This is a genomic window from Algoriphagus marincola DSM 16067, from assembly GCF_000429405.1.
Taxonomy (GTDB): Bacteria; Bacteroidota; Bacteroidia; order Cytophagales; family Cyclobacteriaceae; genus Algoriphagus; species Algoriphagus marincola.
In genome coordinates, this window is sequence record NZ_AUBU01000001.1 from 128,541 (window position 1) to 148,826 (window position 20,286).

Sequence of the window (20,286 nt, forward strand, 5' to 3'; positions counted from 1 at the left end):
TAAATGTTAGCAGGAAAATCCATATTAATAACAGGGGGTACTGGCTCTCTAGGTAAAGCACTTACTGAGCATATTCTAAAGAAATATCCTGATGTAAGAAAGTTGATTATTTTTTCTAGGGATGAACAAAAACAGTATCAAATGTCCCTAGAATATCCTCATGAGGATTATCGACAGATTCGATTTTTTATAGGAGATGTTCGAGACAAAGACAGGCTAAAAAGAGCCTTGAAGGATGTGGACTACGTGATTCATGCAGCGGCCATGAAACATGTTCACATCGCTGAATATAATCCAGAGGAATGTGTGAAAACTAATATTGACGGTGCCAGGAATGTAATTGATGCATGTTTGGAAACGAATGTGGAACGTGTCGTAGCTCTATCAACAGATAAAGCTTGCGCTCCGATTAATCTTTATGGAGCTACCAAATTGGCGTCAGACAAGCTTTTCGTAGCAGCTAATAATATTAAAGGCTGGAATCCTATTCGATTTAGTGTGGTAAGGTATGGAAATGTAATGGGGTCCAACGGCTCCGTCATTCCATTTTTTATCAATAAAAAGAAAGAAGGCGTGCTTCCTATTACAGATCCAAAGATGACCCGGTTTAATATTTCTCTGCAGGGAGGAGTGGAAATGGTCATGCATGCTTTAGAACATGCTTGGGGAGGCGAAATTTTCGTTCCTAAAATCCCTTCTTATAGAATAATTGATGTGGCCGAGGCGATTGGTCCAGAGTGTGAGCAGCGAATTGTTGGGATTCGGCCCGGCGAAAAAGTACATGAGGAAATGATAACGCCTTCTGATTCATTTTATACTTATGATCTGGGAAAGTATTTCACGATTCTACCTACTACTCCGAAATGGAAAGTGAATGACTTTATTCAGAAATTTGGAGCAAAGAAGGTCCCTGAAGGGTTTGCATATAATTCAGAAACAAACTCGGACTGGGAAAGTGTCCAAAGCTTAAGAGCATTAATAAAGGAACATGTAGACCCTAATTTCGGCATTTAATGAATAAAATTCCATACGGAAGACAACACATCACAGAGGATGACATTCAGGCGGTAGTAGATACTCTGAAATCCGACTACCTCACTCAAGGTCCAAAAATCGCTGAATTTGAGCAAGCTTTTGCAGACTATGTAGGCGCAAAGTACGCAGTAGCTGTATCAAATGGTACAGCTGCCTTACACCTGAATGCTATCGCTTTGAATGTCAAGCCAGGAGATAAGGTCATTACAACCCCCATTACCTTTGTGGCTTCTGCCAACTGCGTTCGTTACTGCGGGGGAGAAGTGATATTTGGGGATATTGATCCTGAGACCTACCTACTCGATATTAAGCATGTGAGAGAAATTCTTGAGGCTGATGTTCGACGGGAAATTAAAGGAATAATTCCTGTGAATTTTGCAGGAAGGGTAGTTGATATGCAAGCATATCGGCAATTAGCTGATGAATTTGGTTGTTGGATTATTGAGGATGCCTGTCACTCACCCGGAGGCTTTTTTTTGGATAGTGATCAAAAACAGGTAATGTCAGGGTCTGGTCAATATGCAGATTTAGCTATTTTTTCTTTTCATCCGGTCAAGCATATCGCAGCTGGTGAAGGAGGAATGATTACAACCAATAATGAAGAGCTTTATCAAAAAATCTTAAACCTAAGGACGCACGGTATCCAACAAGATCCTTCAAATCGAATATACGATGACTCTCTCTGGTACTACGAAATGCAAGAGTTGGGATATAATTACCGTCTTACAGATATGCAGGCAGCGCTTGGAAGGAGTCAGCTCTCAAGGGCAGAAGAGGGCTTAAGTCGAAGGAGGGAATTAGCAAATCGCTATTTCGATTTTTTCAAGAATAAGTCTTATGTTTTGGGACAGTCAGGGGTGATAGAAGGACATGCATATCATCTTTATATCCTTGAGGTAAAACAGCGTAAGGAACTTCATAAGTATTTAAGAGATTTAGAGATTTTTGCTCAAATACACTATATCCCGGCACATCTCATGCCTTACTATAGACAGTTTGGATGGAAAGAAGGAGACCTGCCAAATGCTGAAAAGTACTACAGTCAATGCATTAGTATTCCGATGTTTCCCTCACTCTCGGATGAAGAGCAACGTTTTGTGATGGATAAAATTGATGGTTTTTATAATGGGTGATCTTTGTATCATTCCAGCTAGAGGAGGAAGTAAGCGGATTCCCAGAAAAAACATCCGTGAATTTCTAGGAAAACCAATCATAGCATACAGTATTCAGACCGCGTTAGATTCAGGATTGTTTGAGGAGGTTATGGTATCTACCGATGATTTGGAGATTGCCAAAGTTGCTGAGGATTTTGGGGCGACTGTTCCTTTTTTAAGAAGTAAGGAAAAATCAGATGACTTTTCCCCATTGGCAGAAGTGGTAGAAGAAGTCCTTGAAACATATTTAACAGCTGGTAGAACTTTTGAATTCATATGCTGTCTTCTTCCTACATCTCCATTGACTCAGAATTCAGATTTGCTAGAAGCTCGCCGATTGCTAGAAAATTCTAATTTCGATAGTGTAAGGCCAATAGTTCCTTTTTCTTATCCTATTCAGCGTTCATTTCGAATAACAGAAGGAGGCGAGGTAGATTTTTTCTTCTCGGAATTTTCAAACCATCGTTCCCAGGATCTTGAGAAAGCATATCACGATGCCGGACAGTTTTATTGGTTCAGGGCCGAATCTGGAATGAAAAAAGGCAAAAGAGGAGCAATAGTCATTTCAGAAAAATATGCTCAGGATATTGATACCCTTGAGGACTGGGAAATGGCCGAGTGGAAGTTTAAAAATTTAAGGCAGATATGAAGTCCTTCTTTTTTGTTCCAGCGGGCAATAAAAAGCTTTTACCAAAGGCTTCCTCCATCCCGGCTTCCGATATAGTAATTGATCTTGAGGATGCACTGGGAAATATTCCTATAGAAGATGCAATCCAGAACCTTAAGGACTATTCAGTCAGGGAAAATTGGTGGGCAAGGATTCCTACTACCATCAGAAAAGAGCACCTTAAGGAACTATACACTAGAGGGTTTGGCAAGTTTTTGCTGGCAAAAATTGAATCAAGAGACCAAATAGACGGGTTTATTTCCAAGTCAACCAATATCGCTGCCAAAAATTTATCTTTAATGGTACTCTGCGAAAGCCCTCTTGCTATTGTAAATCTTAGAGAGATAGCTTCACATGATATGGTAGAGGGCCTGGGTTTTGGGAGTCATGATTACTGCCAAGCTGTGGGAATGAAGCATGATTTCGAAAATGTGAATTGGGCTAGACTGAGCGTATTGAACCACTCCAAAGCATTTCAAAAGTTTGTAATTGATATCGCTTCCATGAATATTGATGATGAAAATGCATTCACCGCTGAGTGTGTGGATGGAAAGGATAAAGGCTTTGATGGGAAGTTTTTGATTCATCCATGGCAGTTGGATTTATTCCAAAAGCATTGGAAGTTCAATGATGCTGACTTGCAGTTTGCGCTAAAAGTCAAGGAATACATGGATGAAATAGGTGGTGTTCAAAATTTTTCTGTGGCAAATATTGATGGAAAGGTTGTTGAATTACCCCATTTGAACAGGATAGACTTAATTTTAAAATCTAGCAACTATGGAGGCCTCTAAGCTTGGCAGTTTTTTCGAAAGTTTTCAGGTGGGGGATGTAATCGAGCATTCTCTTTCTAAAACCATCTTCGAGAGTGATAATAATCTCTTCAGTTTATTGACGATGAACCACCACCCGGTCCATCTCAATGCAGATTACGCATCCAAGCAACATCATGGTCAAATTCTTGTCGTAGGCACCTTAGTATTTAGCTTAGTAGTCGGAATTACAGTTCCGGATATCAGTGGTAAAGCGATAGCAAATCTGAACTATGAGTCAGTGAATCATCTTCACCCCGTTTTTATAGGTGATACAATTTATGCCAAGACGATGATCCTTGAAAAAAGGGAATCTAAATCCCGAAAGGACTCTGGCCTTATCAAAGTAGAAACGATCGCCTTTAATCAAGATGGAACAGACGTCTTGAAATTTACTAGGACAGTTTTGGTAAAAAAGGCTCAACCATGAAGGATTTTATTCAAGCCCATTTGATGCGAAGTTTGATGTTTGTTCCAGCGCATCGGGAAAAGTTACTGGAAAGTGCCATCAACCGATCTGCAGACGTGCTTTTGTTGGATTTAGAAGATTCCGTCCAGCCTGCCGAAAACAAGGTCATCGCCAGGGAAAATATCAAGAACTGGGTTTCTGAAGGGAAATTTGCAGACTTTTTGGTTTTTCCCCGAGTTAATGACCGCGAAAGCGGAGAGTTACTTCGAGATGCTTATGAATTGACAATAGAAGGAATTCATGGTTTCATGTATCCCAAATCAAAAAAAGGAGAAGATGTTTATTTTTTTGATAAGCTCCTGGAGACTATTGAATACGAAAAAGGTATCCCGGTGGGTACTTTCAAGATTATTCCACTAATAGAAACAGCTGCTGCCGTTCTTAATGCACAGGAGATTTGTCAGGCTTCCGACCGGGTGATTGCAATTGCCTATGGCTGTGAAGACTTTATTGCAGATTTAGGAGGGATCCATGATGAAGAAGGCCAAAGTTTATTTACTCCAAGGGCCATAATCGCTATGGCTGCAAAGGCACATGGTATCCTTCCAATCGATACGGTTCATGTTAATGTTCATGATTTGGAAGAGCTTGAACAAAACCTAAAGGTTGCCAAGAATCTGGGCTTTGAAGGGATGATGGTATTAAATCCGAAAGAACTTGAGTTGGTTCATCGGTATTTTTCTCCTTCAGCCAAGGAGATAAAAGATGCTGAAGAGATGTTAAAGTTGGCAGATCAAGCCAAAAGTCAAGGAAATGGAGTGGCCATGATCAATGGGAAATTTATCGGGCCGCCAATGATTTTAGCAGCACAAAAGGTCCTAAAGAAGAAAATGCTCATTGAAAAGAAAAACTCAAAGTGAAAAAATTAATAATTATCGGGGGATTTGGAAACGGAACTGTTGTACAGTCAACTGTCGAAGATATTAATGAAAAAAATCCCACTTGGAACTTACTTGGCTTCCTGAATGATCGAGAAACAGACCCAATCAATGGCTATCCAGTTCTTGGCAAAATAGACGCAGAAACAGTTTCCAGGTTTTTGAAAGATCCAGATGTGTATTTTTTCTATTCTTTGATTTCGGTAAAGCTCAATTATAAATTTCTCGGAAAGCTTCATGATCTTCAGATTCCTCAGGATCGCTTTGCTACACTAATTCATCCAACCGCAGTCATATCTAAATACGCTAAAATTGGTCACGGAACATGTATTCAGCCCTTCGTGTCAGTAGGTCCGAATACCCATATCGGAAATCACGTGCAGATATTTGCCCAAGCTCTTGTGGGACACGGAGCGCGATTAGATGATTATAGTTATGTGGCAAATAATGCTTGCATAGGAGCGGATGTCCATTTGAAGGAAGGGGCATATTTAGGAACAAATGCTACTACTCTAGAGTTTGTGTCTTTAGGTAAGTGGTCTGTGACGGGAATCGGTACAGTAGTGCTGAAAGATGTTCCAGATTACGCAAAAATGGTCGGAAATCCGGCTCGGCAGATTGGGAGTGTAGCTGAATGAAAATTCTTTTAAGGGTAGATGCAGGAGAGGGGATAGGTCTAGGGCATTTTGCAAGATCGGTATCATTAGCAAATGCGCTGAAGCACAGAGGTCATCTTATTGATTTTGTGTGTAAAGAATCAGATTTTTGGAAGGAAAAAATTGATTCTGGTTTTCCTCATACCGTATCAGTTCTCCATAAAGGAAACAATGAAATTGATTTTTTGAAGGATGGAGGTTATGATCTATTGTATGTTGATGGAAACATAAACTATAGCTTAGAAGAATCCGAATGGATAAAAAAATACGTTCCTATTTGCATGTACCAAAATCTAACTGAGGCTAAGGTCTTTGCCGATGTTTACATTTTGCCTTCCATTCACCAGAATAGTGGTTTTTTCCAAGACTTTGGGGACTCAACCAAGGTCTTTCAAGGTCTTTCATATTTTACCTTTAATGAGTCACTTTACGCTCTTGAGCCCATTGAGATCAGCTCAGAAATAACCAAGATAGGAGTAGTAACCGGAGGAAGTGACCCCAGAAATATTTTGTCTGGTGTTTATAAATTGGTAGAAAACCTTGAAAGTTTAGATGGTATAAAGTTTGATTTTTTTGTTGGTGAAAGCTATTTACATAAAGGGAGTATGCCCAAATCAAGTGTGTATCGAAGATTTATTCCTTTTGATTATTCCATCATTACTACTAGTGATCTTGTGATTTGTGCTTTTGGTGTTTCTACATACGAAATGATGGCTTTGGGAATCCCTATTATCTCGGTAGGTCATCAGCCTAGTACTTCAGAAGCAGCCCAATACCTTGCCGACCAAACGGAATCAATCCTTCATTTGGGGCTATATGATCAATTGACCAAAGCATCGCTTCAATCAGCCATTAATAAAATGCGCAAGGAAGAGGTGAGAAAACTTTACAGTAAAAAAGCACGAGCTGTGGTGGATCTAAAAGGAGTAAGCCGAGTGGCAGATATTATAGAAAGCAACTTCAATGCAAAATAAAACCTATATCATAGCTGAGCTTTCTGCGAATCACAACAATGATTTTGATCTCGCAGTCAAGACCATTGAAGCAATGGCAAGTTCAGGAGCTGATGCCGTAAAAATCCAAACATATACTGCTGATTCGCTGACTTTAAATGTGAATAATGAATATTTCGGACCTTTGAAGCAAGGGCTCTGGCAAGGTCGCACGCCCTATGAATTGTTTCAAGAGGCAAGTATGCCCTATGATTGGCAGCCCAAACTGAAGCAAGTTGCTGAATCCCTAGGTCTTGATTTTTTTAGTTCTCCTTTTGACCGTGAAGGAGTTGACTTTTTGGAAAATGAAGTAAAAGTAGAGCGGTATAAAATCGCATCTTTGGAAATCTCTGATATTCCATTGATTAGTTATACTGCTTCTAAAGGTAAGCCGATGATCATCTCTACTGGAGTTGCCGAACTTGCAGATATAGAGCTTGCTGTTAAAGCCTGTAGGGATGAAGGAAATGAGGATATTACATTATTGAAATGCACCTCAGAATATCCTGCCCCCTTTGAAATGGCTAATTTGAGAACTATTCCCAATCTTCGGGAGACTTTTGGTGTGAAAGTTGGTGTATCGGATCATACTATGGGAAGTACAGTTCCCGTTGTGGCAGTAGCACTTGGTGCTGAAGTTGTTGAAAAGCATTTTATCCTTGATCGCTCCCTAGGGGGACCGGATTCTGCATTTTCAATGGAACCTGAGGAATTTGCATTCATGGTTCGGTCAGTTCGAGAGGCTGAGGCTGCATTAGGAAAGGTGAGCTATAAAGTCAGCGAAAAAAGTAAAATAAGGAGAAGATCCCTTTTTGTGACAGCAGACATCAAAAAGGGTGAAAAATTTACAGAAAGCAATATTAGAAGTATTCGACCTGGGTACGGTTTGCATCCGAAGCATTTTCATGAAGTTTTAGGAACTCATGCTACCAGGGATTTCAAAAAAGGTGAGCCTTTAACCCTGTCGTGATTTTAATTTTGGTAGATATCAGAATCTTATGATACCAGTAACAAAACCATTTTTGCCTCCTCAGGAAGTCTATGACTCGTATCTGAAAGGTATTTGGAAAAGGCAATGGCTTACAAATATGGGGCCTTTGGCTAGCGAATTAGAGATTCGAATTAGAGAGCGAGAAAATTTAAAATATGCATTATTCGTTACCAACGGAACCATTGCCCTTCAGATTGCTATCAAAGCTTTGGGATTAAAGGGGGAGATTATTACCACACCTTTTTCATTTGTAGCAACCACCAGTAGTATTGTTTGGGAAGGCTGTAAGCCGGTATTCGTAGATATTGATCCGGATTCATTGAATATTGATCCAGATAAAATCGAGGCCGCCATCAATGAAAATACCACTGCAATTCTAGCCACTCATGTCTATGGTAACCCTTGTGATGTGGAGAGAATTGAAAAAATTGCTCAACGACATAACTTGAAAGTTATTTATGATGGGGCTCATGCATTTGGTGTGAAGATCAATGGTAAGTCAATATTTGATTATGGGGATATTTCGGTTTGTAGCCTTCATGCAACAAAACTTTACCATTCTATTGAAGGAGGATTGATTTTTACCAAAGATCCCAATCTGGTAAAAAAAATGGAGCGAATGAGAAATTTTGGTTTTGATGGACCATCTAATTTTTCCGAATTGGGAATCAATGGAAAGAACTCGGAATTTCATGCTGCAATGGGTTTGGCAAATTTAGACTTCTTCGACTCAATCCTTGAGCAGCGTACGATGCTTTCGGATCGTTATCGTCAAAAATTGAAGGGTCTGAAAATTAAATATCCCAAATGGCATGAAAATGCTTCCAATAATGCATCCTATTTTCCTGTCGTTTTCGATTCGGAAGAGACCATGCTCAAATGCGCTAATCAATTGAAACTGCGCGAAATATTTACCAGAAGGTATTTCTATCCCTCCCTATCCAGTATTTTACCATATTTAGAAAATTCTGAAATGCCTATTACAGAGGAAACGGCCAAAAGGGTTCTTTGTCTTCCCCTGTATTTTGACTTGGCTATAGAGGAGGTTGATTTGATTTGCAGAATAATTTTAAGAGCACACGAAAATTAAATGATTAATAGCCATAGCAAGCAATATACTATTGGAATAAGCTGTATAGGAAGTGGCGTAGGGGAGTCAGTAATCAATTCATGTAGACTTTCTAATCTTCCATTCAAAACAGTAGGCTTGGGGACAAACCCATTTGCCTACGGTGCCTATGCATGCGATGCAATGGATTATACCCCTACGATTTATGCTTCAGATTTTGTCGATGAACTGATAAAAAAATGTATTGAGCATAAGATCGATTTTCTCATCCCGGGGAGAGATGATGAGGCTCATATTTACTCTCAAAATAAAACCAAATTTGAGAAGTCAGGTATCAAAACTCTTGCTGCCTCTGAAGACATGATTGCCTTGTGTAGGGATAAAGAACGGATGAGTTTGGAGCTAAATCCAATCGCAGATGTTTTTGTAAAGTGTTTTCAGAAAGAAACAGTACTAGATGCCATAGCTGAAGGGGAAGTTAGCTTTCCTTTGATTGCTAAACCTAGAAGTGGTTTTGCCTCTAAAGGGGTAGAAATAATCCAAAGTGAGGAAGATTTTCATCTAATTACCGAAAATCATATCCTTCAGGAGTTGGCCGTTCCGGTAGAGGGAGATCCAAATTATGATTTTTTTATCTCTGAAATTTCAAAAAATAGAAACCCTCAAGTTGCAGAAATTTCCATTCAATTGGTCATTGGTAAAAATGGGGAGCTCTTGGGAAAGATGGCTACCTATAATAAACTAAGTAGTGGAATTCCGATTGAAATTTTGCCCTATGAAGACCCTTTGATTTGGGAGACGGTGGACCGATTGCTTCCCGAGTTTCTTAATCGCGGTTTGGTAGGTCCTCTGAATATTCAGGGAAGAATGACAAAAAGAGGCCTCAAAGTTTTTGAAATGAATCCCCGTTTTACAGGGATCACGGGTTTACGAGCGTTAATGGGCTTTAATGAAGTCGAAGCATGCATTAAAAGTTGGTTGAATATCGGAGATCAGCCTTCTTTTCTTGAATTTAATCCTCGCAGATTTGGTATTCGTCAGACGGCTGACCGGGTAATGGGGCTTTCAAAAAATGATAAAATCACAGAGATTTTTTCAGCTATAAATAAGGATAGATTTTCTCCTCGAAAGCGAGTTCTTATTACCGGAGCATCAGGGTATTTGGGACAAAGTCTGGTAAAGAATCTTCTCGACCAAAATAATTTTGACCTTATTCTACTAGGTCGAGATAAAAAGAAACTAGAACGGTTGTTCGGAGGACTAGTTTATAAATGTATTGATTTTGAGAGTCTTGATCAGGGTGATTTTGATCTTGGAACCATAGATATCGGATTGCATGTAGCATTTGCTAGACCCTATCAAGGCAATCAGGCTATTGCTGAAAGTCTTGAGCTGACAAGTACGCTCTTTTTAAAATTGGCTGCTCATCATGTTCCTTTGATTATAAATATTTCTTCCCAAAGTGTCTATGGTAAAGAGAGTGGGGAGCATTGGACAGAGTTGAGTCCCGTGGCACCTTTAGGTGTCTATGGGCAAGCAAAGTATTCCACTGAAGTGATTCTACAGAATTTGAATAGGATTTACCCGCAGCTCAAAACAGTATCACTTAGGTTGGGAACCCTTTGCGGAGGTCAGCCAGGATTGGAACCGGTTGATGTCCTGTCCAAAATGGTATTGCAGGCTGAGAGTGAGGCAAAAATACAGCTTTTCAATGGCCAGATATTGGTAGAAAGGCTAGACGTCAGAGATGCTTCAAGAGCTATTGTAAGTATTCTTCAAAAGGATCCTGATCAACTCGATGAACTTTATAATATCGGAGCTACTTCTGTTTGTTCTTTATCTGAGATTGCCGATTGGATTGCTGAAAAAGCTTCATCCAATATAATAATTGAAGACTTTAAAAATGACTTTTCAAGTGTCGGTAGGCTAGATAGCAGCAAGTTCCAATCTCAATTCCAATGGAGACCGGTTCACACCATGAGGGATACTATCGACTCTCTTTTTCAATTTTTTAATTCAACCACCATTTCCAGTAGTGTTTCATCTAAAAGAAATTAAAGACAACATTCTTTCTTTTGAAAGAGACCATGACCTTTCTGATTGGAAATATCAGGGGATGGATATTTGGCCAATTCTTAGATCCTTGGTTTTTGTAGAGTGTAGAAATGAATTGAACTCTCGACAAAATGCGGTGAAGCTTGATTGGCTTAGAAAATCAAAAAGAAAACGAGTACGGTCTTTTTTGAGGAAGCTAAAAGTTAAACTAGCATTTAGGAATAAAGATTTAGCTCAGACCGAAAAGCGTGTTTCAAAAAGCATGAAAGCAGATCCTACTCCAGCACATGCCATGTTTTTTGGCTCTTGGTATTTTAGAACCACTTTTAAGGGTCGTTTTATTAATAAGTTTTTTTTCCCATTGACTCAAATAATTGAAAATAAATTTCATCTAAGATCAATCGAAGTAGAGTATTCTACCGGCAATAAGTTCAGGTCTGAGTATAAGCAAATAAGTGATGAAATAGAATTTATTGATGGGTATGAACCAGGGGCTTACGATGAAAGTAGAATCAAGGGGCTAAAAAATGACTCAAGGTTTGTAGGTTTTTTTGATTCGCTCTCAAGACTCGGAGTACCTAAGGATATGGCCGATATCATGGCTCACAAGATTGAAAAGATTTATCGGGAATCTTTTCGTTTTGAGCAACTTTTTTCGAAATACCAGCCAAAGATGGCTTTTTGCTTGACTTTTTTTAATGAGCAAATGTTTGCCATGCTTTTTGCTGCTTCAAAAGCCGATGTGAAATCAATAGATATCGGACATGGGTTCCCGTCCGATCCCGAGAATCTCATTTACAGCAGGTTTGGGGATTATCCAAAAGAGGGATACAACACCTTCCCTGACTTTTTCTGGGTTTGGGATGAGCCTGTGAAAGAAGCTATGAATCAGTGGATACAAGGGCAAAACAAGCACAGAGTTTTGGTAGGTGGAAACCCTTGGCTTGATTTTATTATTCCGACATTGTCACAAGAAAGTCTTTCTCCAAAAAAAGTAATCCTTTACACTCTGACGGTTAATCGCCCGGAGCATTTCATCCTCGATGCCATGAGAAACTCACAGGATCGATTTGAATGGTGGGTTAGACTTCACCCTGCTATTTCCTTAGCAAAGGAGGAGGTAAGAGAAATGTTTGAGAAAAATGGCCTGACAAATTTCAATTTAGATGAAGCGAATCGGCTACAATTACCGTTTTTGTTAAAAAATTGTGATGTTCATATTTCCAGGAATTCCAGTTCTATATTTGAAAGTATTTCTATGGGAAATACACCAATTCTTATAGATGACGAATCCATCAACTACTACTCAAGCTACATCAAAAAGGATTTGGTAAAGCTTCTTCCCCAAGAAAATGACCAGTCACTTTTACTCGCTATTGAACAAGTAATGAAAAAACCAAAAGGCAAAAATCAGAGCTCTACAAAAAGCCTTGAGGCATTAAGTTTTCTATTTGAAAGCCTCCTATCAGAATTGCCCTTAAAGGCTTTATAGTATATGGTAGATTCAGATATCCCTTTGGTAAGTATTAGCTGTCTTACCTATAACCACGGAAAATTTTTGAAGGAAGCTCTTGACGGGTTCTTGATTCAAAAAACAGATTTTCCTTTTGAGATTTTGATCCATGATGACGCTTCGACAGATGATACCGTTCAAATTATTTTAGATTATCAAAAGAAATATCCTGATTTGATCAAACCCATTTTTCAAGAAAAGAATTTATGGTCCCAGGGTACAAGAGCCTTGTCTGCAACGTATAATTTCCCAAGAGCACAAGGAAAGTATATTGCCATGTGTGAAGGGGATGATTTTTGGACAGACCCATATAAATTACAGAAGCAGGTGGATTTCTTAGAGAATAATCCTGACTATGTAGCTTGTGTTCATGGCGCTCATTTTTTTGATGAGTCATTGAATTCAAGAGTCGAAACAAAATTTGAAAAAGTTAAAGAGGATTTTGATCTTGATCTTTTCAAAATTTTTCATGAATCGGGTGGAGTATATCCTTCTTGTTCCATTATGATGCGAAATACTCCGCCTTTTTACCCGAAAGAATTGTTGAGATTTCCCTCAGGTGATTTGACCTTAATTGTTTTTTTGAAGATGAAAGGGAAAATCCGCTTTATGAAAGGCCTTTGGGCTACCTACCGTATTCATGCAAACGGGGTATATCAAGGCGAAAACCGTGGTATTAAAAATATTATAAAAAACAGGTACCTTATTCAGGAATATTATTCCAATCTTTCCAAAAAACTCCCAAAAAGTAGTACTCGAAGACTTCTTTTTATTTTCAAAGTAAAGAATTACCTGAGCATCATGTATTTGAAGATGAAAGTTCTAGTAAAACCAACTTGATCTTATGGATTTTAATCTGTTTTTAAAACACTTAGAACGGAATAAATTTCAAGCACTTGCGATAATTATTGCTTTCGCTGTGCTTGGAGTTATTTATATCATATTTACCCCAAAGTCTTATCGGGCTGAAACGCTTTTACTTCCTGAGTCAAAAAGCTCTTCGAGCTTGGGTGGTTTGGGGCAAATTGCTTCTTCAATTCCTGGATTGGGATCATTTTCACTGGGCGCTTCGGGGTCGGATGCTATCAGGCCTTCATTATATCCAAGTATAGTTCAAAGCACACCATTTGTTCGTGAATTTGTAGATTATACTTTTTATCATCCAGATTTCAAGGATAGTGTGAATTTAATGTCTTATGGTCAGAATTACGCTCCAACTAATCCATGGTCTGTTTTGAAGAAATATACCATTGGGTTACCAGGTGAAATAATTTCAGCTGTAAGAAATATTGGAAATGAGGAAGAAAATCCTCCCTCGACAATTCTTGATAAAGTCAAAAAGGAAAAGGGATTTTACAGGCCTACAGTCGGTGATTTCAAATACCTGAATGCGATAAAAGAAATTGTATCAGTTACAGTCGATAAAAGTACGGGTATCATTCGGGTGAGTGTTCAAACCACTAATCCCGTATTGTCTGCTTATCTCACTGAATTCACAAAGAATTATCTTGTTTCTTATGTGACCAAATATCGTCAGGATAAACAAATTCAACAGGTTGATTTTCTGACAGCTAGGAATAAGGAACTCGAACAAAAATTTTTAGAAGATCAGTCGCGGTTAGCTAGCTTCAAGGAGAAAAATCTCGATATAAGAAGTCCTTATTTACAAAATCAATTGGAGAATTTATCATCTCAATATGAGCTGTCCAAGTCTTTATATTTTACTGTAAATAGCCAGCTTGAGCAAGCGAAAATAAAGCTTAATGAAGAGACCCCAATTTTTGCAGAAATAGAGCCTGTGTCCATTCCTGCCATCAAAAGCAAGCCTCAAACAATGCTGGTACTCTTCTTGATGGGCTCCTTGGGTGTATTGACAGCAGCTTTATTTGTATTGATCAAAATACCTAAGCAAAAGTGATAAGGCTTTCTGCCAAGTCTATAGAGAACCTCAAACTAGCAAGTCTCTATATTCTTTCATCTTCTATTGTTCTAAGATTTGATTTTTTATTTGGAGGAGCTAATCGATTTGTACCCTTTCGGGTATTGATGCTTCTCACACTTTTCTGGTTTTTCGCACAGTTTTTCGAACCTTTCCGACCCTCTCGATTATCCAAAGCAACGCTTTTCTTCCTTAGCATTTTCCTGCTCTATTTCAGTTTGGCCCATTTGTATTGGGTTGATTCCATGGAAAGTTTAGGGCCATTTTTGAGAAACCAATTTCACTTTGTTTATATCCTAGCAGGATATTTTTTGACCAACTATCTCGCTACAGATCTATCCAAAGACCAGATCCAAACCTTGGTGAAGTTTATCATTGGACTTGTATTGATAGTTGTCTCTCTTGAGACTTCACTCAGATATTTGATGCCGACCTTAGATCTGAATTCTGAAAGCACAGATTATTTGATAGAAATCTATACTGGGGCCCAACAAGGACTCTCTTTGGATACCTTTTATTTTTTTAAGATGTCTAGCGTCATGTTTTTTGACTCTAATTATGTGGGAGCTTTCCTACTCATCTTTTTTGCCTTGCACTTGTTCGTTGATTATAGATCCTACTTGAGAAGAAATCTTGTCTCCGCAATATTTTTACTATTGATTTTCTTCACTCTGAGTAGGGCAGCAATTTTTGTTACAGGACTCTGGCTAGCATTTAATTTTTGGGACTCAAGGTCTTTCGTTCCAAAATGGGTTTTTGCCATCATCTGTGTGATGGCCTCCATCCTTACACTTTTTATTATTCAGGATAATGTTGCATTTACAGATGGAAGCTTCATAACCAAAATCCAAATTCTGGAGGGACTATCTGGATTCTTTGAGCAGGATTTGCCTACTGCCCTCTTTGGACTCGGGTATGAAGTTGGAGGGTATTTATATTCTTATATGTCAGGGGGGTATGCTCATATTCATTTGGCTATTTTACTAGGTGAGTTAGGACTGATAGGCACCCTTATTTACTTTGCATATTGGTATTTTATAGGAATTCAATCCGGCTCCAAGGTTTTATATATATTCATTCCTTTCTTTATAGTTGGACTTAGTTTGGCTGACCCTTGGGAGGTAGGGTGCTTTTGGGCCTCTGCAATCATAGCCAGGTTATAGTTATGATTAATGTCTTGGTTTGTGCTTTTCAATCGGGTATAAATGGACTAGCAAGTAGTCTACCCGAGCCAAAGGATACAGTGAATTATTTTATTTCTTGGCAAGGCGAAAATATTGCTTCACTCCCAGTCCCAACAGACCTAGCGAATAGGTCTGATGTCAAGCTATCCCGATTGGAAGGGAAAGGGCTTTCTAGAAACAGAAACAACTGTATCAAAATCGCGAAAGAATACCAGGCAGACGGATATTTTTTGATTGCTGATGAGGATGTTGATTTCTTAGATGGATTTGAAAATCAAATAGAAAATGCTTTTGCGACTCACTCTGAAGCTGATCTTTTATGTTTTCAAGTAAAGTCAAAAGAAGAGAATCATCCATTTAAGAATTATCCTCTTAAAAGTCATCCGGTTTCATTAAAATCAATCGATAGGATTTCATCTATAGAGATCGCTGGAAAAATGGAGGTCTTGGATCAAGTCCGATTTGATGAGCGACTTGGTTTAGGGGCCGAGTTTCCCTCAGGAGAAGAAACAGCGTTTTTAGCTGATTGTATCAGATCAGGAAAAAGAATATTCTATTGCCCCGTCGCCATTGTCAGCCACCCTTTTGAGACTTCTGGAAAAAGACGGGTAAATATGTTTTCTGATCAAGCTTTACAATTGGTAGGTGGGCGCTCCTACAGAATTTACGGCCCTAAAATATCCCAAGTCTTTTTTTTCTACTCAGCAATCAAAAATTACGGGAAGTATAAGAAGACTAGGTCTTTTTTTTCCTACTTAAAGCAGCTTCACTTAGGTGTCAGGAAGTTTAAAAACCTAAAAATTGGCTAAAGTTTCAGTCATTATTCCTAGCTATGGAAGGCCAGAATTTCTTCAAAAGTCTATCCAAAGTGTGCTTAGTCAATCTTTTCAAGATTGGGAATTGATTGTAGTAGATGACAATGGGGTTGGCAGTGTTTCTCAAGTTCAAACCCAAACCTTATTAAATGAATATAGAGATGATCCTAGGATTCACTACCACATACAAGAGGAAAATAGGGGAGGGTCAGCTGCTAGAAATATCGGGTGGAAATCCGCGAGTGGAGAATTCATTTGTTTCTTGGATAATGATGATGAGTTTTATCCGGAAAAGCTCAAAGCTCAAGTACAATCATTGGAAAGGACTGGTTTAAAAATGACCGTTTGTAGATTTGACTCCTTCAAAAACGGTAAAAAGGTTCGGACCTCAGCCAAAATACCTGAGATGGATAGTTATTTAATTCCTTTCGCTTTGGGTAAAATTAATTTCGCTTCGGGATCAACCCTCATGATTTCCAAATCGCTACTGGAAAAAGTAGATGGGTATGACGAGACTTTTCGCCGGAAGCAAGACATTGAATTGATGATAAGGTTATTAGTGGAGGAGAGCCTGCATGTGGATGATCAGATTTTGGTTCGTTTGAACATAGATGATCGTGCCAATATTCCTGCGGTGGAAAACTTCAAAAAGTTTCAAAATCTCTTCAATTTAAAATTCAATAACCTATTCGAAACTTTTCCTGAAAAAGCCCAACAGGAGATGAAGCAGTATGAGATAACAGAATTAGCCAAAGTGGCACTTTGGAACAAAGATTGGAAGCTGTTTCTAAGACTTTTTTTTACAGGAGGACTCAATTTTACCACTCAATTCAATTTGGGGACAGACTTGGTCCAGAAATTTGTAACTTATTATTTGAAATGAAATTCCAAGAAATATCAATAGGCAAGGCAAGGCTTAGTTTAACTTTTATCCTATTGTTTGTTTTTAATTTTCTCTCAGCACAAGACTTGGCCAGTGTCAGAAAAAGGCTGACTGAAATGGGAGCTTATAAATCTGTGCTTCGATATGAGGATAAGAATTGGTCTTACCAAACCTTCAAAAAGAAAATCAATGACTCGAATGGGGCTTTTTTTAGAACTAATCCCCGACCTACCTCAGCGGATATTAAAAAGGATTTACTTCAAGAGGTATTTTATTTTTTGAGAATGCAGTCTGAGGGGAAGGAACCTGTCGAGATCAATGAGATTAAAGAGCGATTGTACAAGACTTTGGCCTGGTGGGTGATTGATAAACCACAATTCCGGTGGACGGATAGTGCCCTAGATCAACCAAGGTATCTGGGCACCATTTTGATCCTACTTTATGATACCATGAAAGCGGATTTAGCCGATCCAAAATATGCTCCAAGGATTAAGAGAATTCAAGAAGAATCGGCTAATTATCTCCGTTACACCTGGAATTTTGGAAAAGCGGAGGATCGTTTTCTCAATTTAGGAGATGACTTGAATGAGGATGTTCAGAGGATGGGAAATGTAGGCTATAGGCTTTATGCTATGACTGCTATTTCGGCTGCATTGGACCGTGAGGATTTGATGGGGTCTGTCTCAAAAATTGCTGAGAATCAGATTCAATTTCATATCAATACCGGGCAAAGCCATCCGATCGCTTTAATGCCTGATTTTGCTTTGCATCAGCATAATTATGGAGGAGGTCAAATGTACAATCTTGGTTATGGACTAGATTGGTTTAACGATTTTGTTGCTTATGCCTACTATGTAAAAGATTCCAAGTGGGCTTTGGAAAAGGATCAATTGAAACTACTTGCTGGGTTTTTAGAAAAAGGTATTTATCCCTTTTTCCTCGAAAATAATCAACTGGTCCAACAGGCGCTTGGGCGACATAACCAGGTGAAGTCAACTTGGATCAAATTTCCTGAAAGCAGAGCTAAACTACTGAGAAGCTTTTTTTCAGAGGGTTCTGCTGAAAGAATCGCAATAGATCGAGTCCTATCAGATCTGGATTTCAAGAAAAATACTGGATTCCATAGTTTTTACAGCTCAGATTTTCTAATAGCAGATCTGCCCAAATATACAGCCTCCGTCAGATTAGTATCTGATAGAACATCAGGTCAGGAAAGCGGTGATCAAGGTCAAAGAAATGGGATGCAAAACTTTTTCAGTTCTGACGGAAGTTTTATCCATTATAAGCCTGGCTTTGATGAAGTGAAGGGTGCCTGGGATTGGCGTAAAGTACCTGGAACTACAGCAGCTCTTATCGACTATCCACTACCTGCAGTGCCTTATGGTAAAAACTATTCAGGTTTTTCCAGCTATGCAGGTGTCTTGAATACAGAAAAAGGCGCTCTTTTAGCAGGCAACTTGCGCAGAAAGAGTGGAAGCTATGAATTGGAGATGGTGAAGTCATATCTTTTGCTCCAAGATGTCGTGTTTTTCTGGGGGTTTGGATTAAAGTATGAAAATAAAGATGAAGTCCATACCACTGTAACCCAAGAATCTCTTCATGAAAATGCATTGTTTTTAAATGGGAGCGAAAAGTTATCACTTGGCTTGGGCTTTGAAAAGCATATGGAAGCAGATATTCCCATTGGAGTTTGGAATGACGACACTGGCTACATTATTTTTCCTGTGGAGGAAAAAGATATTCAAGTAAGTTTGGTCGCCAAGCAAACAAATACGAAATGGGAGCAGCTAGATCAACGAAATAAGCCTGAAAATAATGAAATACCGCTTTTGACGATCAGTGTCAAGCATGCTGAAAATGCAACAATGTACAACGACTCTTATTTTTATATGATGATCCCAGAGATTAGTAAGGAGGAATTTATTCAATTATACAATGAGGGTGCAGTAGATTTCCCATCTTTGGGAATTGAGCAGTTTACGTATTCAGGATCTAAGTTTTCGCTTGTCCATGATTCCTCTGCTTGGTTTGTCAACTTCAGAAAAGCTGCTAAATCTGAGTTTACTATTTCTGATTATAAATTTTCTGTTTCAGGGCTTATTGGAGGAGCCTTCCAATTCAAAGATGAAAATTTAAACCTTAATATCACCCAAATGGAGAAAAGGGGAAGTATTGGTCAGGACTTCTTGATTACAATTGATAATTTTGGTCCAATTAATATATCTTCGCCTTCAGTCCTGTCACAACCGATAAAAGTTCAGAATTCGCAATCGGGAATTCAAATATCAGGAAATACCGAAACCAAAAATCCACTAGACTTTGGTTCAACTTTCCGTTTTGACATACCTTTAAAATCCCAACAATAACTTTTGAAATTTTCTGTCCTTATCTCGATCTATTTTCGAGAAAAACCCGAAAATCTGCAATTAGCTTTTCAAAGTCTGGTCGATCAGACTCTTCAAGCAGATGAGATCATTTTAGTCAAAGATGGTCCTTTGACTCCTGAGTTAGATCAAATGATCATTAGCTTTCAGGATTTATTGCCGTTGAAGCTCGTTGTCTTACCTGAAAACAAGAGCTTAGGTTATGCCTTAAATGAGGGACTAAAGCACTGTTCTTTTGAATGGGTAGCAAGAATGGATACAGATGATATCTGTCATCCAGAGCGCTTTGAAAAGCAGGTGGCTTTTGTAAAAGCAAATCCTGATGTAGACTTGATTGGGGCAAATATTACCGAGTTTATAGAAGTACCCGGTGACCTGAGTAGAAAGAAAAACGTTCCAGAAAAACACGAGGATATTATTCGATTTGCATTTAAAAGATGCCCTTTTAATCACCCTACTGTTTTCTTTAGAAAATCGGCCATTTTGGAGGTAGGATCTTATCAATCAATGATCTTATTTGAGGATTATTACTTATGGTTTAGATTGATTAAGGCGGGAAAGAGATTTCATAATCTTCAAGATTCTCTGCTTGATTTTCGACTAGGAAAAGATATGCTGGGCCGTAGACAGGGCTTACAATATGGCTTAAATGAAGCAAGGTTTTTTCTATTTGCATATCGAGAAGGACTAATACCATTCAATTCACTGGTTCGATTTCTTCTTCGATTTCCTATACGTATTATGCCTCGTTGGTTCACCTTGTTTGTTTATAATACCTTTTTGAGGAAATAAA

The 20,286-nt window shown here is 38.7% G+C and carries 19 protein-coding genes; all 19 read left to right on the forward strand.

All coding sequences use genetic code 11. From position 1 onward, the window contains the following. The first annotated feature begins 3 nt into the window (after window positions 1-3). The 19 genes from pseB (at window position 4) to G457_RS0100670 (ending at window position 20,285) form a co-directional block, all read left to right on the forward strand. Window positions 4-1,014 (forward strand): UDP-N-acetylglucosamine 4,6-dehydratase (inverting), encoded by a 1,011-nt coding sequence (gene pseB / locus G457_RS0100580; RefSeq protein ID WP_026944735.1) that lies wholly within the window; start codon window positions 4-6, stop codon window positions 1,012-1,014. Further along, window positions 1,014-2,168 (forward strand): UDP-4-amino-4,6-dideoxy-N-acetyl-beta-L-altrosamine transaminase, encoded by a 1,155-nt coding sequence (gene pseC / locus G457_RS0100585; RefSeq protein ID WP_026944736.1) that lies wholly within the window; start codon window positions 1,014-1,016, stop codon window positions 2,166-2,168. The genes pseB and pseC overlap by 1 nt, the downstream gene beginning before the upstream one ends. Further along, window positions 2,161-2,838: a pseudaminic acid cytidylyltransferase gene (gene pseF, locus G457_RS0100590; protein WP_026944737.1), complete on the forward strand. Its 678-nt coding sequence runs from the start codon at window positions 2,161-2,163 to the stop codon at window positions 2,836-2,838. Before pseC ends, pseF begins: the two co-directional genes overlap by 8 nt. Further along, complete coding sequence (locus G457_RS0100595; RefSeq protein ID WP_026944738.1) at window positions 2,835-3,647, forward strand: HpcH/HpaI aldolase/citrate lyase family protein; 813 nt, start codon at window positions 2,835-2,837, stop codon at window positions 3,645-3,647. Before pseF ends, G457_RS0100595 begins: the two co-directional genes overlap by 4 nt. Next, entirely contained in the window at window positions 3,634-4,095 is a 462-nt protein-coding gene (locus tag G457_RS0100600) for a MaoC family dehydratase (RefSeq protein ID WP_026944739.1), read from the forward strand. The genes G457_RS0100595 and G457_RS0100600 overlap by 14 nt, the downstream gene beginning before the upstream one ends. After that, window positions 4,092-4,994, forward strand: a complete 903-nt coding sequence (locus G457_RS0100605; protein WP_026944740.1) for an HpcH/HpaI aldolase/citrate lyase family protein — start codon at window positions 4,092-4,094, stop codon at window positions 4,992-4,994. The genes G457_RS0100600 and G457_RS0100605 overlap by 4 nt, the downstream gene beginning before the upstream one ends. Continuing rightward, a complete protein-coding gene (locus G457_RS0100610) occupies window positions 4,991-5,650 on the forward strand; it encodes a PglD-related sugar-binding protein (protein WP_026944741.1) in 660 nt (219 codons plus the stop codon). The genes G457_RS0100605 and G457_RS0100610 overlap by 4 nt, the downstream gene beginning before the upstream one ends. Continuing rightward, entirely contained in the window at window positions 5,647-6,642 is a 996-nt protein-coding gene (locus tag G457_RS0100615; RefSeq protein ID WP_026944742.1) for a hypothetical protein, read from the forward strand. The genes G457_RS0100610 and G457_RS0100615 overlap by 4 nt, the downstream gene beginning before the upstream one ends. After that, window positions 6,632-7,630 (forward strand): pseudaminic acid synthase, encoded by a 999-nt coding sequence (pseI, locus tag G457_RS0100620; RefSeq protein WP_026944743.1) that lies wholly within the window; start codon window positions 6,632-6,634, stop codon window positions 7,628-7,630. Before G457_RS0100615 ends, pseI begins: the two co-directional genes overlap by 11 nt. A 28-nt stretch (window positions 7,631-7,658) precedes the next feature. Continuing rightward, the gene (locus tag G457_RS0100625) at window positions 7,659-8,741 is read left to right on the forward strand and encodes a DegT/DnrJ/EryC1/StrS family aminotransferase (RefSeq protein WP_026944744.1); all 1,083 of its coding nucleotides are present in this window, start codon (window positions 7,659-7,661) and stop codon (window positions 8,739-8,741) included. Beyond that, a complete protein-coding gene (locus G457_RS0100630) occupies window positions 8,742-10,778 on the forward strand; it encodes an NAD-dependent epimerase/dehydratase family protein (protein WP_026944745.1) in 2,037 nt (678 codons plus the stop codon). A gap of 259 nt (window positions 10,779-11,037) precedes the next feature. After that, on the forward strand, window positions 11,038-12,267 hold the full coding sequence (locus G457_RS0100635; protein WP_155847056.1) for a hypothetical protein: 1,230 nt from the start codon (window positions 11,038-11,040) through the stop codon (window positions 12,265-12,267). Between the two features lie 3 nt (window positions 12,268-12,270). After that, complete coding sequence (locus tag G457_RS0100640) at window positions 12,271-13,128, forward strand: glycosyltransferase (protein WP_026944747.1); 858 nt, start codon at window positions 12,271-12,273, stop codon at window positions 13,126-13,128. A 4-nt stretch (window positions 13,129-13,132) separates the two neighbouring features. Then, entirely contained in the window at window positions 13,133-14,206 is a 1,074-nt protein-coding gene (locus tag G457_RS0100645) for a Wzz/FepE/Etk N-terminal domain-containing protein (RefSeq protein ID WP_026944748.1), read from the forward strand. Beyond that, window positions 14,203-15,390 (forward strand): hypothetical protein, encoded by a 1,188-nt coding sequence (locus G457_RS0100650; protein ID WP_026944749.1) that lies wholly within the window; start codon window positions 14,203-14,205, stop codon window positions 15,388-15,390. The genes G457_RS0100645 and G457_RS0100650 overlap by 4 nt, the downstream gene beginning before the upstream one ends. Window positions 15,391-15,392: 2 nt before the next feature. Then, window positions 15,393-16,220 carry a glycosyltransferase family 2 protein gene (locus tag G457_RS0100655; RefSeq protein WP_026944750.1) on the forward strand — a complete coding sequence of 276 codons (828 nt, stop codon included), beginning with the start codon at window positions 15,393-15,395 and terminating at the stop codon, window positions 16,218-16,220. Continuing rightward, the gene (locus tag G457_RS22120) at window positions 16,213-17,109 is read left to right on the forward strand and encodes a glycosyltransferase family 2 protein (RefSeq protein WP_026944751.1); all 897 of its coding nucleotides are present in this window, start codon (window positions 16,213-16,215) and stop codon (window positions 17,107-17,109) included. Before G457_RS0100655 ends, G457_RS22120 begins: the two co-directional genes overlap by 8 nt. After that, window positions 17,106-19,475, forward strand: coding sequence for a polysaccharide lyase family 8 super-sandwich domain-containing protein (locus G457_RS0100665; RefSeq protein ID WP_026944752.1), 2,370 nt, complete (start codon window positions 17,106-17,108; stop codon window positions 19,473-19,475). The genes G457_RS22120 and G457_RS0100665 overlap by 4 nt, the downstream gene beginning before the upstream one ends. Before the next feature lie 3 nt (window positions 19,476-19,478). Continuing rightward, the gene (locus G457_RS0100670; RefSeq protein ID WP_026944753.1) at window positions 19,479-20,285 is read left to right on the forward strand and encodes a glycosyltransferase; all 807 of its coding nucleotides are present in this window, start codon (window positions 19,479-19,481) and stop codon (window positions 20,283-20,285) included. Window position 20,286: the final 1 nt, after the last annotated feature.

Coding starts and splice junctions, on each gene's coding strand:
- pseB (WP_026944735.1), top strand. CDS start 4: ATGTTAGCAGGAAAATCCATATTAATAACAGGGGGTACTGGCTCTCTA.
- pseC (WP_026944736.1), top strand. CDS start 1,014: ATGAATAAAATTCCATACGGAAGACAACACATCACAGAGGATGACATT.
- pseF (WP_026944737.1), top strand. CDS start 2,161: ATGGGTGATCTTTGTATCATTCCAGCTAGAGGAGGAAGTAAGCGGATT.
- G457_RS0100595 (WP_026944738.1), top strand. CDS start 2,835: ATGAAGTCCTTCTTTTTTGTTCCAGCGGGCAATAAAAAGCTTTTACCA.
- G457_RS0100600 (WP_026944739.1), top strand. CDS start 3,634: ATGGAGGCCTCTAAGCTTGGCAGTTTTTTCGAAAGTTTTCAGGTGGGG.
- G457_RS0100605 (WP_026944740.1), top strand. CDS start 4,092: ATGAAGGATTTTATTCAAGCCCATTTGATGCGAAGTTTGATGTTTGTT.
- G457_RS0100615 (WP_026944742.1), top strand. CDS start 5,647: ATGAAAATTCTTTTAAGGGTAGATGCAGGAGAGGGGATAGGTCTAGGG.
- pseI (WP_026944743.1), top strand. CDS start 6,632: ATGCAAAATAAAACCTATATCATAGCTGAGCTTTCTGCGAATCACAAC.
- G457_RS0100625 (WP_026944744.1), top strand. CDS start 7,659: ATGATACCAGTAACAAAACCATTTTTGCCTCCTCAGGAAGTCTATGAC.
- G457_RS0100630 (WP_026944745.1), top strand. CDS start 8,742: ATGATTAATAGCCATAGCAAGCAATATACTATTGGAATAAGCTGTATA.
- G457_RS0100635 (WP_155847056.1), top strand. CDS start 11,038: ATGAAAGCAGATCCTACTCCAGCACATGCCATGTTTTTTGGCTCTTGG.
- G457_RS0100640 (WP_026944747.1), top strand. CDS start 12,271: ATGGTAGATTCAGATATCCCTTTGGTAAGTATTAGCTGTCTTACCTAT.
- G457_RS0100645 (WP_026944748.1), top strand. CDS start 13,133: ATGGATTTTAATCTGTTTTTAAAACACTTAGAACGGAATAAATTTCAA.
- G457_RS0100655 (WP_026944750.1), top strand. CDS start 15,393: ATGATTAATGTCTTGGTTTGTGCTTTTCAATCGGGTATAAATGGACTA.
- G457_RS0100665 (WP_026944752.1), top strand. CDS start 17,106: ATGAAATTCCAAGAAATATCAATAGGCAAGGCAAGGCTTAGTTTAACT.